The following is a 14863-nucleotide window of genomic DNA, read 5'->3' as shown; positions in this document are numbered from 1 at the left end:
CGTCACTTCACCGAGACCTGCGAGATGTCGAGCACGCCGGTCCAGTCGCTGATGACGATGTTCTTGACGTCCGGTCCGTACAGGCGCTTGTACACAGGGTGGAACAGCGGCACGGTCAGTGCCTGCTCCCCGATCTTCTTGTCCAGTGCACCCCAGCGCTTGGCGGCAGCGTCAAGATCGGTCAACTTGTTGATCGAGTCGATCTCGTCATTGACGGACTTGTCATTGAGGAAGCCGGTGTTGAAGTTCGCGCCGTCCTTGACGATCTGCCGGCCGTCGAAGATCGGGGCGAGGAACGGGCCGCCGGAGGGCCAGTCGGCTCCCCAGTGCGCGAGGAAGAAGCCGGGCTCCTTCTTGGCGCTGTGGATCGTGTCGGAGTAGTCGTTCTCCTCCAGGCCCTGGAGCTTGACGGTGATGCCGGCCTTCTTCAGGGCGTCCTGGAGGGCGGTGGCGATCTCCGGGCTGGTCTCGAAGTCCTTGGCGTCGGAGTGCGTGAGGGTGACGGTCAGGCCCTTCTTGTAACCGGCCTCCTTGAGCAGCTCCCTGGCCTTGTGCGCGTTGCCCGAGGCACCGGCCGGGAAGTGGTCGTACGCGGTGTAACCGAAGGACTTCTGGTTCGGCAGGTAGGTCGTCGCGGGCTCGGCGAGCGAGGAGCCGCCGGCCGCGTTGATCACCGACGAGCGGTCGACGGCGGTGGCGATGGCCTGGCGCACCTTCGGGTTGTCGAACGGCTTCACCTTCGGGTTGAAGGCGATGTAGTTCGTGTAGCCGAAGTGGCCGGTGCCGACGCGGGCGGCGAGCTTCTTGTCGCCGCTGACCTTGGCGAGTTCGGCGGGACCGAGGTTGGTGTCGGTGGTGACTGCGGCGGCGTCGGCGCCCTGACCTGCGGAGAGCCGCTGGTTGATGACGGAGGAGTCGAGACCGGAGCGGACGTCGATCCGGTCCGGGTAGGCCTTGCGCTCCTCGTCGGTTGTCGCGGACCAGTGCGTGTTGCGCTCCAGAACGAGCCGCTCGCCGTCGTTCTCGTTCTTGACGACCTTGTACGGGCCGGACGAGACGGGGTGCTCCTCGTACTTCGTGCCCTTGTCCTTGGCCTTGGGCACGGGAGCGAACTGCGTCTGCGTGGCCAGGTAGGGGAACTCGCCCTCGGGCTTGTTCAGGTGGAAGACGATGGTCCGCGCGTCCGGGGTCCCGATCGAGTCGAGGCCCTTCTTGTCCTTGTACGGGCCCTGGTAGTCGGCGCCGCCGATCAGCCAGTCCCTCAAGTAGGGTGCGCCGCCGGAGAGTTCGGCCGCGAAGGACCGCTCGATGCCGTACTTGATGTCGGCGGACGTGATGGGCGAGCCGTCCTCGTAGCTGAGGCCCTTCTTCAAGGTGTACGTCCACACGGTCGCGTTCTTGCTGGGCCTGCCCAGGTCGGTGGCGAGGTCGGGGACGACCTTCGCGCCCGCTGCTCCTTCCTCGCGGTTGCGGGTGGTCAGCGTGCGGAAGACGAGCGAGGGGACGTTGCCGCCGCCGGAGGTGTAGAGCCTCGCCGGGTCGAAGTCGGACTGCGGGTTGGAGTTGAGGACGGTGAGGGTGCCGCCCTTCTGCGGCTTGGCGTCGGAGCTCCCCCCTGCGTCGCTGTCCTTGGGCCCGGCGCAGGCGGCGGCGCCGGCGGCGAGAACCACGCTGACGGATGCGGCGGCCACGCGGCGCGCTATGACGGACGGTTGACGCATCGGAAATCGACCCCTTGGGGAATGTGCGCTGCGCTGGGCAGCAGAGGGCAGGCAGGGAAATGCGCAGAACTCGCCCGAGGCATGTCGACAGCCGGAAACCGCGAAACCGGAAACCCTGAGAAGAAATAAGGGTGGAGAGCGGAAAGGAGATTAAATGCGACGCGGCACGCCAGGGGCGGGCGTCAGCAACAGTGCACGTCGGCGACGCACAGCCCGGTCACGCCGATGAGCGTGAGCTCAATGGCGGTGCGCGAGGGTGCGTGGCGGTGCGACATGCGGAGAAATATGAACGAACTTTCGCCGGATGTCAACGCGGCCCCTGCCTTGCGGCTCAACTCTTGGGAAAGGCCCAGGGGTTGGGCTTGCAGGTGATTCCGTCGAAGGTCAGGAACTTGGTCTGCTGCTGCATGACGGGCGCGAGCGCGCCGTTCTTCGTGCAGGTCACGTGATTGAACCCGAGCCGGTGCCCGACCTCGTGGTTGATGAGCATCTGGCGGTACAGATGGATCTTGTTCCCGTACGTCGTCGATCCCTGCGCCCACCGATAGGCGTTGATCATGACGCGGTCGGTGGCGGCGGAATCGCAGGACACATTGTCCTCGGTCGTGTCGAGCCCGGATTTCTCGCACCAGACGCCGGTGGTTCCCGGGCTGGCGAGCGTAATCACGAAGTCGGGCTTTCCGGAGGAAATCCGCTCGAAAGTCCTGCCGCCGTCATGGGCCCAACTGCGGTCGTCGTTCAAGGTCTTCTGCACGGCCTGCGCGAAGAGCCCGCCGTCGAGCCCGAGCCCGTTCTCGACGTCGATCCGGTACCGGAACTTCTGCCCCTTGCCCGGTGCCCTGTCGAACCCGGGCACCGCCGTGAACTTCCCGGAACCCTTGAGCTTGGCGGACAGGGGATACGTCTTGCCCATCTTCTGGTCGTACGTCAGCGGGATGACGGGCCGCGCCTTGCCCCCAGGGGCGGCCCGGTCGTCCGAACGCGACGCCGACCCGTTCGCCGACCGCTTGTCGGGCCCGCCCGCGGGCTGCGCCTGGGCGTCGGCCTTGTCGCCGCGCCCCTGGGCGACATGTCCGGCGACGACGACGGCGAGCACCGTGGTCACGGCGGCGGCCGCGATGCCGGTGTACGTACGGCCCTTGCGCCGTTTGTCACCCGGCTCCTCGTCCTCGGCAGACCCGGCGGCGGCCTCGTCGGGTGCGCCGCCCTTCGCGCCCCAGTCGGTGACGTCGCCGTACGGGTCGGAGGGCTGCCGGGGCTGCGGGGGCCGCGGAGGCTGGGCGAACGCGTCTACGTAGTCCTGCCGTGGCCTGCCGCGCGGCGTCGGCACGACCGGCGCGGGAGCGTACCCGACGCCCATCCGGGTCTCGCCCCGGACACCCCCCTCGAACTGCTCAGGATGCCCACCCCGCACATGCGGAACGCCGTGCGCGGGCGTGTCCTGCGGAAATCCGTGGGACGGCGTCACACGGGGCGACCCTTGAGCCGGAGTCCCCTGCGCCGGGAAACCGTGCGGCGGAGTCGCCTGCGGAAAGCCATGTGCGGGGGTCGCCTCGGAGAACCCGCGCGACGTGGGGCCCTGCGGCGGTGCCACCTGCTGGTAGCCGCGCGGCACAGTCGCCTGCGGGAAACCGCGCGACTCAGTCGCCTGGGGAAAACCGTGCGCGGGCGTCGCCTCGGAGAATCCGCGCGGCGGACCGGCGGCCGGCGCTGCGCCGCGGTACGGGGCCGGTCCCGGCTGGGCCTGCCCGCGCGGGGCGCCCTGCTGCGCCTGGGGTCCCGGCGTGGTGGGGCGTGGGACATCGGGGGCGCCGCGCCGGCGTCGGCCGCGGCCTGCCGCGACCGCCTCCGCGTCGCCCAAGGGTGCGGGCGCCGGTGCCGGTGCCGGCCCCCGGCGGCTATGTCGTCCCACTCGCCGCCTCAGCTCCCCGCCCGCTCGTCCTGTCGCCTTCGGTCAGTTCCCCCGCGTCCGCGAGGAGTTCACGCATCGCCGTGGCGACCGTCTCCGGATACTCCATCATCGCCACGTGCCCCGCGTCCGGCAGGGTCAGGAGCCGCGAGGAACGGAACGTCCGCGCGGCCCGCGCCGCCATCCGGTAGGACACGAGCTGATCGCGTCCACCGTAGACGAGGAGCGTGGGCGCGAGGACACGTTCGGCCTGACGCCAGAGCCCATGCTGCCCGCCCAGGGTGTACGCGTTCACCACGCCACGCGCCGAACGGGCCATCGCGTCCCAGAAATAAGGCAGTTGAAGCCGTCGCTCCATCTCCTCGACGGCGGCCCGGTACCCCTCGGGGCTGACCCGGCCGGGATCCCCGTAACAGAGCGCTGTGACGCCTCTCACCCGCTGTTCGGCGGTCCAGTCCCTGGTGAGGCGGGTGAAGAGCGAGGCCACGCCGGGCACGGCAAGCAGTGCGGTCGGTACCGCCGTGCGCTGCACGCGGATCTCGGGCAGTGCGGGCGAAACGAGCGTGAGGGTGCGCACGAGGTCGGGCCGTACGGCCGCGACCCGGGTCGTGATCGCCCCGCCGAGGGAGTTGCCGACGAGGTGGACGGGTCCGCGGTCCGCCGCGTCGAGGTGGCGGATGACGGCGCGGGCGTGTCCGGTCACCGAGTAGTCGCCGTCGTCCGGCGGCGGCGAGTCGCCGAAGCCGGGCAGGTCGAGCGCCTCGCCGTCGACGACGTCCTCCAGGAGCGGCATGAGGGCCGACCAGTTCTGGGAGGAGCCGCCGAGGCCGTGCACGTACAGCGCGGGCGGCAGCCCCGCGCGGGTGCCGGGACGGGAGCGGATGGTGAGCGTGAGCCCCGGAAGGCCGACCGAGCCGAGCCGCTCGCCCTCCGCGACCCTGACGGTGGCCGGCTTGGGCCCCACGGCCGCGACAGCGGCGGGCACGCGCGGCGACTCGGTCGAAGACATGCGGGATATGTTACGAGACGATCACGCACTGGATCGTGTGTTCGCCGTCACAGATCGCATCGCGTCCCGTTCTGGTGTCTCCTACGCTCGGATCTGGGCACCCGCCCACATGAGGACGCACCAGGACACATGAGGGAAGGGAACCGCCATGACGGTCGACCCATCCGACCCCGGCACATTCGAGGCGCAGGAGGATGACACGGAGTTCGGCGTCGAGGCCCCCGAGGCGGACGCGGCCGAGCAGCTCACGGAGCTCGCCCCGCACCGGGACGACCCTCCGGCGGACGCGGACCCGGACGCCGCGAACGAGGCGGACCGTGCCGAACAGGCCCGCGTGGTGGAGCTGGACGAGGACGACTATCGGTGACCTGCCCGTATTTGCCCGCATGCGGACGGTTTCCCTAGCTGTCCGGTCCGTGAAATTGTGCGTGCGCACCGCGCGCACCACGGTTACCGAAAAGTACGATGGCGAAGCGGCGCACACCGCACACGGACAATCTTGGGAGGCGGCGTGACAGCCATCGAGCAGACAGAGGCAGCGCGCCCTCGGGGCACGCGCCTGCCGCGCCGTGCCCGACGTAACCAGCTCCTGGGCGCGGCCCAGGAGGTATTCGTCGCACAGGGCTACCACGCTGCGGCCATGGACGACATCGCGGAGCGCGCGGGCGTCAGCAAGCCGGTGCTCTACCAGCACTTCCCCGGCAAGCTCGACCTCTACCTGGCCCTGCTCGACCAGCACTGCGAGGCGCTCCTGCTGGCCGTGCGCACGGCACTGGCCTCCACGTCCGACAACAAGCAGCGGGTCGCGGCCACGATGGACGCGTACTTCGCCTACGTGGAGGACGAGGGCGGCGCGTTCCGCCTGGTCTTCGAGTCGGACCTGACGAACGAGCCCGCGGTGCGCGAGCGCGTGGACCGCGTCAGCCTGCAGTGCGCGGAGGCGATCTGCGACGTCATCGCCGAGGACACCGGCCTGTCCAAGGACGAGTCGATGCTGCTCGCCGTCGGCCTGGGCGGCGTATCGCAGGTCGTGGCGCGCTACTGGCTCTCCAGCAAGTCGACGATGCCTCGCGACAAGGCCGTGCAGCTCCTGACGTCCCTGGCCTGGCGGGGCATCGCCGGCTTCCCGCTGCACGGCACCGACCACCACTGACGAGGCGCGGCGCACGGGGCGCGGTGTTTACGGTCTTGTTCGCTCCTGGCGTGCAGCGTGGACGCCGGGTACGTCCCCTCACCGGGCTAATGTGTGGTGAGTACGGCGCGGTCGTCCGCGCACATCACGGATCGTCGGAGGGACAAGGCCGTGGAGGTCAAGATCGGCGTGCAGCACACGCCCCGCGAGATCGTTCTGGAGAGCGGCCAGACCGCCGAGGAAGTCGAGAGCGCGGTGTCCGAGGCACTGTCCGGCAAGGTGCAGCTGCTGACTCTGGTGGACGAGCACGGCCGCAAGGTCCTGGTGCCGGCCGAGCGCCTGGCGTACGTGGAGATCGGTGAGCCGGCAGTGCGCAAGGTGGGCTTCGGCCCGGTGTAACCACACGTACGGCGGCACGGAAGACATACGGGGAAGGCCCGGTGGCAACAGCCACCGGGCCTTCCCCGTGCCCTGTCCGCGACGCTCCGGCCTTCACAGCGCGAGCACAGCGGACCCATACGGGGAGGATTGCATTCCGCGGCCCGGGGGTACACCGGTCAAGACCGATTTGCACCACGGCCAATGCGGGAGGGACCCCACACGATGCTCCTGGAAGCGCTCGGCTCCGCCCTGCTCGGCTTCGGCCTCGCCTGGGCCGCGACGGTCCGCCTGCCCCGCCGGCTCCCGCCCCGGGCGCTCGTGCTGCCGACGGGAATCGCGGGCGCGCTCTTCGGGGCATTTCTGACCCACACCGCGCTCGGCTCCGGCCACGCCCTCGCCACCCTCGTCGGAGCGGTCGTCGTGGGCGTGGCGCTCCTGTCGCTGCTGCTCCGCCCCTCAGCCCCAGTCCGCCGGTCGGCGCCGGCCTAGGCCGTGACCGACCGGCGGTGAGGCGGCCTCAGGCCGCGAGCCCCAGCGCGGCCATCCGCTTGGTGTGCGCCTCGGTGATCCGCGAGAACATCCGGCCGACCTCCGCGAGGTCGAAACCGTCGGCCACGCCGCCGACGAGCATCGTCGACAGGGCGTCCCGGTCGGCGACGACCCGCTGCGACTGCGAGAGCGCCTCGCCCATCAGGCGTCGTGCCCACAGCGCGAGCCGCCCGCCCACGCGCGGCTCGGCCTCGATCGCGGCCCGCACCTTCTCCACGGCGAAGCTGGCATGCCCGGTGTCGTCGAGGACGGCGAGGACGAGGGAGCGGGTGTCCGAGTCGAGGCGTGCGGCGACCTCGCGGTAGAAGTCACTGGCGATCGAGTCGCCGACGTACGCCTTGACCAGGCCTTCCAGCCAGTCCGACGGCGCGGTCTGCTTGTGGAAGCCGTCGAGCGCGGCGACGAAGGGCTCCATCGCCTCGGTCGGCGCGACGCCGATCGCCGAGAGCCGGTCGCGCAGCTGCTCGAAGTGGTGGAATTCGGCGGACGCCATTTTCGCGAGCTCGGCCTTGTCGCCGAGCGTCGGCGCCAGCTTCGCGTCTTCGGCGAGCCGCTCGAAGGCGGCCAGCTCTCCGTACGCGAGTGCGCCGAGCAGATCCACGACCGCTGCGCGGTAATGGGGGTCGACGGATGCCTTCGCCCAGTCCTGGGCGGCGATTCCGGTGGGTTCGTCGGCTGCGGCGGCGGTGTCGGGCGTCTCCATGAAGCGCACAATAGCCCGCCGGCCGCCCCTCGGAAGTCCCTGGTCAATGACTGTGACGACGACTACGTGACCAATTCGGCCATCGCACATGCGCGATTCCGGGGTATGGTGGTAAAGAGCCCGCCGGGTACGAGCAGCACTTTTACGTGTCTGTTTGTACGCGTTTTCGACGGGCTTCATGAATGAGGATGCCCGGTCGGTGGCCCGATCGGCTCCGACCCGACAGCCCTCCGGGCGGTGCGTCACACGACGTACGGCAAGAGGAGGGAATCCCTCAGCGGCACGAGCGCTCGAGCGTCGGCAGTGGTCCCGCGTCACCCGGCCCGCCCGCCTCTCGCTGGCGACCGGCGATCAATCGGCACGGTCACGACCCCCGCGTTCGCCTCGCACCGCGTCTCACAGAAGAGGCAACACCCTGACTACGCAGCAGCTTTCTACGTTCCGAGAGCTCGGGATCCTTCCCGAGACCGCCGAAGCCCTCGAGGCCGTCGGCATCATCAACCCCTTCCCCATCCAGGAGATGACGCTCCCCGTAGCGCTCTCCGGCACCGACGTCATCGGCCAGGCCAAGACCGGCACCGGCAAGACACTCGGCTTCGGGCTTCCGCTCCTCGAGCGTGTCACCGTGCCCGCGGACGTCGAGGCGGGCCGGGCGCAGCCCGAGCAGCTGACCGACGCCCCGCAGGCGCTCGTCGTCGTCCCCACCCGTGAGCTGTGCCAGCAGGTCACGAACGACCTGCTGACCGCCGGCAAGGTGCGTAATGTGCGCGTCCTCGCCATATACGGCGGCCGTGCCTACGAGCCGCAGGTCGAGGCCCTCAAGAAGGGCATCGACGTCGTCGTCGGCACCCCGGGCCGTCTCCTCGACCTCGCGGGCCAGAAGAAGCTCAACCTGAAGCACATCAAGTCCCTCGTCCTCGACGAGGCCGACGAGATGCTCGACCTGGGCTTCCTGCCCGACGTCGAGAAGATCATCAACATGCTTCCGGCGAAGCGCCAGACCATGCTGTTCTCCGCGACGATGCCCGGCGCCGTCATCGGCCTGGCCCGTCGCTACATGTCGCAGCCGACGCACATCCGCGCCACGTCGCCCGACGGCGAGGGCGCGACGGTCGCGAACACCTCGCAGCACGTCTACCGCGCGCACAACATGGACAAGCCGGAGATGGTCGCGCGCATCCTGCAGGCCGACGGCCGCGGGCTCGCGATGATCTTCTGCCGTACGAAGCGGACCGCCGCGGACATCGCCGACCAGCTGCACAAGCGCGGCTTCGCGTCCGGCGCCGTCCACGGTGACCTCGGCCAGGGCGCGCGTGAGCAGGCCCTGCGGGCGTTCCGCAACGGCAAGGTGGACGTGCTCGTCTGCACCGACGTCGCCGCTCGCGGCATCGACGTCGAGGGTGTGACGCACGTCATCAACTACCAGTCCCCCGAGGACGAGAAGACGTACCTGCACCGCATCGGCCGTACGGGCCGCGCGGGCGCCAAGGGCATCGCGATCACGCTGGTCGACTGGGACGACATCCCGCGCTGGCAGCTGATCAACAAGGCGCTGGACCTGAAGTTCCCCGACCCGGTCGAGACGTACTCGTCGTCTCCGCACCTGTACGAGGAGCTGAACATCCCGGCCGGCACGAAGGGCGTACTGCCGCGCGCCGAGCGCACCCGGGCCGGCCTTGCCGCCGAAGAGGTCGAGGACCTCGGCGAGACCGGTGGCCGTGGCGGGCGCGGCGGCCGTGGTGGCCGCACGGCCGCTCCGGCTCCTGTCGAGGAGCGCGAGCGCGAGCCGCGTCCGGCGCGTACGACACCGCGTCGCCGTCGCCGTATCCGTAACGGCGAGCCGGTGGCCGCCCCGACGGCGAACGAGCCGAAGACGGCTCCGGCCGAGGCGGTCGCGGCCTCCGAGGCCGTGGAGGCCACGGTGGTGGAGCCGCGTACGCCGCGTCGTCGCCGTCGCACCCGTTCGGGCGCCGCGCCGGAGGCCGTCGTCGAGACCGCCGCCGTCGTGACGGCCGAGGCCGTCGCCGACACGGTCGAGGCACCCGAGGCCGTGGAGACCAAGCCGAAGCGCACCCGCAAGGCCGCCGTCCCCAAGGCGGCCGCCTCCGAGGAGGTCGCCGAGACCGTCGAGGCGACGGTCCCGAGGCCGCGTCGCCGCACCCGCAAGGCCGCGGAGGCCGTCGAGTCGGTCGAGTCGGTCGAGTCGGTCGAGGCTCCGGCGCAGACCAAGCCCAAGCGCACCCGCAAGGCGGCGCCCGAGGCCGAGGCCGTGGCGGACACCGTCGAGGCGACGGAGGTCGCCGAGGCCAAGCCGAAGCGCACCCGCAAGGCCGCCGCCCCGAAGGCCGCCGCCGACGCGGTCGTCGCCGAGGAGGCCGAGACCAAGCCGCGCCGCCGCACTCGCAAGACCGCGGAGGCTGTCGCCGGCACGGTCGAGGCCGTCGAGGCTCCGGCGGAGGCCAAGCCCAAGCGCACCCGTAAGGCCGCCGCCCCCAAGGCGACCGCCGACGCGGCTGCCGAGGTCACGGAGACGAAGCCGAAGCGCACGCGCAAGGCCGCGGCCCCCAAGGCCACCGTCGACGCGTCCGCCGAGGAGGCGCCCGCCAAGCCCCGCCGCCGCACCCGCAAGGCCGCGGAGCCGACGGAGAGCTGAGCAGGACCACGTAGCAGGCCAATGGCCCGGCACCCGCGAAAGCGGGGCCGGGCCATCGGCGTTCACGGTCACGGAGGTCGCGAAGAGCCCCGCCCGTCCCCGCATGACCCGCGGCGGCGCTGCGGTTAGCCTCGTCGCATGAGTCGGCCTCCCGTTTTCGCCCCGCCGCCCGGCGCCGTCGCCCACGTTCTGCGGACCGAGCGCGGCGACTTCGCCGCCATCAGTGCCGGTCCGCGGGACGCCGGGCACACCGGCACCGCCCTCCTGCTGCCTGGGTTCACCGGCAGCAAGGAGGACTTCATCGCCCTGCACATACCGCTCGCCGCCGCCGGGTACCGCACGGTCGCCGTGGACGGGCGCGGGCAGTACGAGTCGACGGGGCCACTCGACGACGAATCCCCTTACGCACAGCGGGAGTTGGCCCGCGATGTGCTCGCACAGGCGGCCGTCGTGGACGACGGGACGCCGCTGCATCTGGTGGGGCACTCGCTCGGCGGGCAGATCGCCCGGGCCGCCGTGCTGATCGACGCGACGCCGTTCGCCTCGCTCACCCTCATGTCCTCCGGCCCGGCCCAGATCTCGCCGTCGCAGCAGGAGCGCGTCAAGCTGCTGCGGGACGCGCTCGCCGTGCTCGACATGGCGCAGGTGTGGGACGCGATGCAGGCGCTCGACGCCCCGGAGGACACGGACGCCCCGGGAGCGGGCGCGGACGACGCCGCCGCCCTGCGGCACCGCTGGCTGCTCAACAGCCCGGCGCAGCTCATCGCGACCGGCCGCCAGCTGTGCACGGAGCCCGACCTGGTCGACGAACTGGCGGCCGTCCGGCTGCCCAAGCACGTGCTGTCGGGCGAGCGCGACGACACCTGGCCGGTGCAGCTCCTCGACTCCATGTCCATACGCCTCTCGGCCCGCAGGACCGTCATCGCGGGCGCGGAGCACTCCCCGAACACGGACCGCCCCCAGGAGACCGCGGCGGCCCTGGCGGAGTTCTGGGACCTGCACCCGCCTGTGGCCTAGCCGGAGGCCGCCGTACTAGTACTGCGCCTGGAGATGGCTCCAGAAGCCGTCCCGCAGGGCGCGCCGCAGATCGGACTGCCCCCGCAGCGAGTACTGCAGCAGGGCCTCCGCCTCGACGAGCAGTTCCTGGTCGACGGGCCCGGGCAGATACGGGTGCCCCGGCAGCAGCTCCACCAGTGCCTCCCTGCCGCGCGCGGCGAGCCACTTCGCGGCGACCTGCGCGCCGACGAAGCGCACGTCCTCCCGCGAGGGGCGGGGTGTGCCCGCGTTCTCGTACGTCGCCGTGGCAGTGCGCCGGGACACGTACGGCTTGAAGAACGCCAGGTCGAACGTGCGCTGGCTGTCGGCCTCCCACCGGAGCGGGTCCGCCTGGTTGGGGCCCTCGGGCGCCTCGATGCCCCACAGGTGGACGCGTGCGCCGTAACCCTGCGCGGCCTCGACCGCGGAGACGAGGTCCTCGTCCCCGCCGATGAGCGCGGCGTCGCTGATGGCGCGGTGCCGGGCGAGCGACTCCAGGTCCGTGCGGATCAGGGAGTCGACGCCCTTCTGCTGGTTGTTGGCGTTGAGGTTGCCGAGCCTGACCTTCACGTCGGGCAGCTCGGCGATCGACTGCTGCTCGTTCGTGTGGATGCGGCGCCGGGCGCCGTCGTACCAGTAGACGCGCAGCAGCCGGCTGTCGGCGAAGATCGTGCGGGCCTTGTCGATGAGGGCATCGACGATCCCTTCGGCGTCCAGGTCGAAGGCTCTGCGGTCCTCGGTCCCGGTGACGAGGCGGCCGGCGGCGGCGTAGAGGTATCCGGCGTCCACGAAGATCGCGTGGGTGGACGGGGTCTTGGCGACTTCGGCGAGCATGCGCTTGAGCAGCTCGTTCGTACGGTCGAGTTCCGCGCGGATGGCCGTCAGGTCGTCGTTCATATGCGGCCCATTGTCCCGGCCGTCACGCTGCGAACACAACCGGTCCCGCTACCCGCGGGTAATTAGACTCGCGAAAAATTTCCTTAGCGTAGGGAATGTTTGCTGAGGGCAACCCGTTGATCCCTACAGAACGCGGGGCACTGAAGCCACGCAATCCACTCTTAACGGTCAGGCAACCGCCTGGCCGTTCTACGGGGCAAGACTTTGCCCCGTACCAGTAGTTCTCCTCCAGGAGGATGACCAGACGAAGGGAGAAGCGGGTATGCGCTTCGAAATCATGCGACTCGACGATGTCGACGGAACCGCCGTGGACAGCACCGTCGTGGACGCCGCCTCCGTCAACCGGATCGTTCAGCAGGCGGCCGCCATAGGGCAGCGCCTCTACATCCGCCCGGCCGAGTCGCCGGCCTCGTAACAAGACGACGACTCCTGATACACCGTACGTAATCGAATAAGACGCTTCAGAGCCCCCGTACGAGATCCGTACGGGGGCTCTTCTGCGTGCGCGGGGCGGAGGCTCGGCGTCAGAGGGCTCGGGGTCAGGAGCCCTGGATCACCTGGGTCACGCCGTTGATGATCTGCTGGACGGCGATCGCGGAGAGCATCATGCCCGCGAGGCGCGTCACCAGGACCACGCCGCCGTCCTTGATGACGCGGATGATCAGCAGCGAGTAGCGCATCACGAGCCACAGGACGACGTGGATGGCGACGATCGCCGTCCACACCGACACCTGCGTCGCGGCGCTGTCCGCCTTCTGCACGGCGAGGATGACGGACACGATCGCGCCGGGGCCCGCGAGCAGCGGCATGCCGAGCGGCACGAGCGCGACATTCACGTCCTTGGTCTGCTTCGGTTCGTCGGTCTTGCCGGTGAGCAGGTCGAGCGCGATGAGAAGCAGCAGCAGCCCGCCCGCGATCATGAGCGCGGGGACGGAGACATGCAGGTAGTCGAGGATCTGGTGGCCCAGGAGCCCGAACACCGCGATGACGCCGAAGGCGACACAGACGGCCTGGAAGGCCATCCGCTTCTGCACCTTGGCGGGCCGGCCCGCGGTGAGCGCGAGGAAGATCGGGGTGATCCCAGGGGGGTCCATAATCACGAACAGCGTGAGAAAAAGGGATCCGAAAACAGCGACATCGAACACGGGTGTGGCCTTGCGAGTGGGGTCCACGGGATCAGCCGGGACGCGTTGTGCGTGGGGGTGCGGTGCGTGAGCCCGCACCGGGGCATGAGGGGAGCGGCCCGCCGGATCGCGGCAGGGCGCGGGTTACGCGGTGGTTCCGCCCGCCCCCGGCACGGGGAACGCCCCGGTCGCCCGGCGCGTGATCTCCCCGTACACCTCGGGGTCGGTGGTGAACTCGCCGAGTACGCACGTCTTCCGGCTGCCGTGGTAGTCGGAGGAGCCCGTGGCCAGGAGGCCGAGGTCGGCGGCGAGGCCGCGCAGCCGGGCCCGCGTGGCCGGTTCGTGGTCCATGTGGTCGGTCTCGATGCCGTCGAGTCCGGCCGCGGCCAGGTCCGCTATCGCCGACTCGGGCACGACCTGCCCGCGCTTGACGGCTGCCGGGTGCGCGAAGACGGTGACGCCGCCGGCGGCCTTGACCAGGCGGATCGCGTCGAAGGGGTCGAGCTCGTGTTTGCCGACGTACGCGCGTCCGCCGTCGGCGAGCCAGTCGGGCGTGAAGGCGTCGGAGACGGATCCGACGACGCCGAGTTCGACGAGGGCCTCCGCGACGTGCGGGCGGCCGACGGACCCGTCGCCGGCGATGCGGGCGACCTGTTCCCAGGTCACGGGCACGCCGAGGTCCTGGAGCTTGGCGACCATGCCCTGCGCGCGCGGCACCCGGTCGTCGCGTACGAGCTCGCGCTCGCGCAGCAGCCGGGGCTCGTCGGGGTCGAAAAGGTAGGCCAGCATGTGCAGGCCCACGCCGTCGAGGCGGCAGGAGAGTTCGGCGCCGGTGACGAACGTGAGTCCGGCCGGCAGCGCGGCGACGGCCTCCGCGTACCCGCGGCTCGTGTCGTGGTCGGTGAGCGCGACGACGTCCAGACCGGCGGCGGCCGCGTTGCGGACCAGCTCGGCCGGCGTGTCCGTGCCGTCGGAGGCGGTGGAGTGGGTGTGCAGATCGATGCGCACGCGCGTACTCCAGGCTCTGAACGGACGGAAGGGGACGCTCAAGGATAACGGGGATCCGGAGCGCTCCCGTCACCGTCGTCCCCCGGTATGACCCCTTACGTGAGGATGCGTGGCGACAGCGCGCCGCAGGGCACCAGGTCGACCTCGGCGCCCACGTCGCGCAGGTCGGTCAGGACCAGTTCGTCGTACATCAGGAGCCCGGTCTGCTCGGGCCACACGATCGCCCACACCCACAGGCCGCGCGCCTCACCGGCGAAGACCGCGCGGTCGTCGGGGGTGCCGGCGACGTGCCACATCGGGGTCGGGCGTCCGGCGGCCAGGACCTTGACCTGGGGCGGCTTCTCGACGTTCATGTACGGGCCGGGGTCGGGGCCGTCGATGCCCGCGTACCGGGCGCCGAGGCCGACGCCGAGTTCTTCCGCGACGAGCAGCATCTCCCCCACGCCGCCGAGCGGTCCGGGACCCGAGCACGCCACCGCGGTCGCCTTGCCGCCCGTGCGGTCGTCACCCGCGCTGGCCACTCCGGTGAACAGCCACCCGACGGGCAGCGGCCAGGGCATCCACACCGGCACCTGGGTGCGGTGCACGACGACGCTGAGCGCCTCGACGCTGGGCGGGATCACAGGCTGCAGCGGATGCACCGCCCCGTGCACGTCGCACTGCCAGGAGTCGGAGAAGAGGCCGGGAGCCCTGACCCGGCCACCACACTTCGGGCAACTGGGTTCGCCCCTCATAAGGCCCA

At 70.7% G+C, this 14863-nt stretch carries 16 protein-coding genes; 7 read left to right on the top strand and 9 right to left on the bottom strand.

Annotated features, from left to right (window positions below; genetic code table 11):
* Window positions 1-2: 2 nt before the first annotated feature.
* The 4 genes from ACWIGU_RS32525 to ACWIGU_RS32510 all read right to left on the bottom strand — a co-directional run bounded on the left by ACWIGU_RS32525 (window position 3) and on the right by ACWIGU_RS32510 (window position 4639).
* Window positions 3-1721 (bottom strand): ABC transporter substrate-binding protein, encoded by a 1719-nt coding sequence (locus ACWIGU_RS32525; protein ID WP_454405247.1) that lies wholly within the window; start codon window positions 1719-1721, stop codon window positions 3-5.
* Between the two features lie 182 nt (window positions 1722-1903).
* Window positions 1904-1996, bottom strand: a complete 93-nt coding sequence (locus tag ACWIGU_RS32520; protein WP_324905233.1) for an Ms4533A family Cys-rich leader peptide — start codon at window positions 1994-1996, stop codon at window positions 1904-1906.
* A gap of 56 nt (window positions 1997-2052) precedes the next feature.
* Window positions 2053-3633 carry a DUF3152 domain-containing protein gene (locus ACWIGU_RS32515; RefSeq protein ID WP_454405246.1) on the bottom strand — a complete coding sequence of 527 codons (1581 nt, stop codon included), beginning with the start codon at window positions 3631-3633 and terminating at the stop codon, window positions 2053-2055.
* Window positions 3620-4639 carry an alpha/beta hydrolase gene (locus ACWIGU_RS32510; protein WP_454405244.1) on the bottom strand — a complete coding sequence of 340 codons (1020 nt, stop codon included), beginning with the start codon at window positions 4637-4639 and terminating at the stop codon, window positions 3620-3622. The genes ACWIGU_RS32515 and ACWIGU_RS32510 overlap by 14 nt, the downstream gene beginning before the upstream one ends.
* A 148-nt stretch (window positions 4640-4787) precedes the next feature.
* Here ACWIGU_RS32510 and ACWIGU_RS32505 point away from each other — a divergent pair, with 148 nt between their 5' ends.
* From ACWIGU_RS32505 to ACWIGU_RS32490, 4 genes are all read left to right on the top strand, one after another.
* The gene (locus ACWIGU_RS32505; RefSeq protein WP_454405243.1) at window positions 4788-5006 is read left to right on the top strand and encodes a hypothetical protein; all 219 of its coding nucleotides are present in this window, start codon (window positions 4788-4790) and stop codon (window positions 5004-5006) included.
* Window positions 5007-5150: 144 nt separating this feature from the next.
* A complete protein-coding gene (locus ACWIGU_RS32500; RefSeq protein WP_326774225.1) occupies window positions 5151-5792 on the top strand; it encodes a TetR/AcrR family transcriptional regulator in 642 nt (213 codons plus the stop codon).
* A gap of 150 nt (window positions 5793-5942) precedes the next feature.
* Window positions 5943-6170: a DUF3107 domain-containing protein gene (locus ACWIGU_RS32495; protein ID WP_227297095.1), complete on the top strand. Its 228-nt coding sequence runs from the start codon at window positions 5943-5945 to the stop codon at window positions 6168-6170.
* Between the two features lie 204 nt (window positions 6171-6374).
* Window positions 6375-6641, top strand: a complete 267-nt coding sequence (locus ACWIGU_RS32490; RefSeq protein ID WP_329570573.1) for a hypothetical protein — start codon at window positions 6375-6377, stop codon at window positions 6639-6641.
* A 28-nt stretch (window positions 6642-6669) separates the two neighbouring features.
* Here ACWIGU_RS32490 and ACWIGU_RS32485 read toward each other — a convergent pair whose 3' ends face one another.
* A complete protein-coding gene (locus ACWIGU_RS32485; RefSeq protein ID WP_356276887.1) occupies window positions 6670-7404 on the bottom strand; it encodes a ferritin-like fold-containing protein in 735 nt (244 codons plus the stop codon).
* Between the two features lie 520 nt (window positions 7405-7924).
* Between ACWIGU_RS32485 and ACWIGU_RS32480 the strand changes: the two genes are divergently transcribed.
* Together ACWIGU_RS32480 and ACWIGU_RS32475 are read left to right on the top strand one after the other, a co-directional pair.
* On the top strand, window positions 7925-10057 hold the full coding sequence (locus ACWIGU_RS32480) for a DEAD/DEAH box helicase (protein WP_454405241.1): 2133 nt from the start codon (window positions 7925-7927) through the stop codon (window positions 10055-10057).
* A 138-nt stretch (window positions 10058-10195) separates the two neighbouring features.
* Window positions 10196-11074: an alpha/beta fold hydrolase gene (locus ACWIGU_RS32475; RefSeq protein WP_454405239.1), complete on the top strand. Its 879-nt coding sequence runs from the start codon at window positions 10196-10198 to the stop codon at window positions 11072-11074.
* A gap of 15 nt (window positions 11075-11089) precedes the next feature.
* Here the strand turns inward: ACWIGU_RS32475 and ACWIGU_RS32470 are convergent, their stop codons facing one another.
* Entirely contained in the window at window positions 11090-11989 is a 900-nt protein-coding gene (locus tag ACWIGU_RS32470) for an NYN domain-containing protein (protein WP_454405237.1), read from the bottom strand.
* 262 nt (window positions 11990-12251) lie between these two features.
* Here ACWIGU_RS32470 and ACWIGU_RS32465 point away from each other — a divergent pair, with 262 nt between their 5' ends.
* Window positions 12252-12404, top strand: coding sequence for a hypothetical protein (locus ACWIGU_RS32465; protein WP_165914635.1), 153 nt, complete (start codon window positions 12252-12254; stop codon window positions 12402-12404).
* Between the two features lie 124 nt (window positions 12405-12528).
* On the opposite strand, the gene ACWIGU_RS32460 is transcribed toward ACWIGU_RS32465, so the two are convergent.
* From ACWIGU_RS32460 to ACWIGU_RS32450, 3 genes are all read right to left on the bottom strand, one after another.
* Window positions 12529-13134 carry a MarC family protein gene (locus ACWIGU_RS32460; RefSeq protein WP_356277151.1) on the bottom strand — a complete coding sequence of 202 codons (606 nt, stop codon included), beginning with the start codon at window positions 13132-13134 and terminating at the stop codon, window positions 12529-12531.
* A gap of 123 nt (window positions 13135-13257) precedes the next feature.
* Window positions 13258-14121 carry a PHP domain-containing protein gene (locus ACWIGU_RS32455; protein ID WP_454405236.1) on the bottom strand — a complete coding sequence of 288 codons (864 nt, stop codon included), beginning with the start codon at window positions 14119-14121 and terminating at the stop codon, window positions 13258-13260.
* A 95-nt stretch (window positions 14122-14216) separates the two neighbouring features.
* Entirely contained in the window at window positions 14217-14855 is a 639-nt protein-coding gene (locus ACWIGU_RS32450) for a DUF6758 family protein (RefSeq protein ID WP_454405235.1), read from the bottom strand.
* Window positions 14856-14863 lie beyond the last annotated feature (8 nt).

The sequence above is a fragment of the Streptomyces sp. NPDC055400 genome (assembly GCF_053644375.1).
Note: the sequence above shows the minus strand (reverse complement) of the source record. Positions and strands in the feature narration are given on the sequence as shown.

Coding starts and splice junctions, on each gene's coding strand:
- ACWIGU_RS32465 (WP_165914635.1), top strand. CDS start 12,252: ATGCGCTTCGAAATCATGCGACTCGACGATGTCGACGGAACCGCCGTG.
- ACWIGU_RS32485 (WP_356276887.1), bottom strand. CDS start 7,404: ATGGAGACGCCCGACACCGCCGCCGCAGCCGACGAACCCACCGGAATC.
- ACWIGU_RS32510 (WP_454405244.1), bottom strand. CDS start 4,639: ATGTCTTCGACCGAGTCGCCGCGCGTGCCCGCCGCTGTCGCGGCCGTG.
- ACWIGU_RS32490 (WP_329570573.1), top strand. CDS start 6,375: ATGCTCCTGGAAGCGCTCGGCTCCGCCCTGCTCGGCTTCGGCCTCGCC.
- ACWIGU_RS32505 (WP_454405243.1), top strand. CDS start 4,788: ATGACGGTCGACCCATCCGACCCCGGCACATTCGAGGCGCAGGAGGAT.
- ACWIGU_RS32475 (WP_454405239.1), top strand. CDS start 10,196: ATGAGTCGGCCTCCCGTTTTCGCCCCGCCGCCCGGCGCCGTCGCCCAC.
- ACWIGU_RS32450 (WP_454405235.1), bottom strand. CDS start 14,855: ATGAGGGGCGAACCCAGTTGCCCGAAGTGTGGTGGCCGGGTCAGGGCT.
- ACWIGU_RS32470 (WP_454405237.1), bottom strand. CDS start 11,989: ATGAACGACGACCTGACGGCCATCCGCGCGGAACTCGACCGTACGAAC.
- ACWIGU_RS32525 (WP_454405247.1), bottom strand. CDS start 1,721: ATGCGTCAACCGTCCGTCATAGCGCGCCGCGTGGCCGCCGCATCCGTC.
- ACWIGU_RS32520 (WP_324905233.1), bottom strand. CDS start 1,996: ATGTCGCACCGCCACGCACCCTCGCGCACCGCCATTGAGCTCACGCTC.
- ACWIGU_RS32480 (WP_454405241.1), top strand. CDS start 7,925: ATGACGCTCCCCGTAGCGCTCTCCGGCACCGACGTCATCGGCCAGGCC.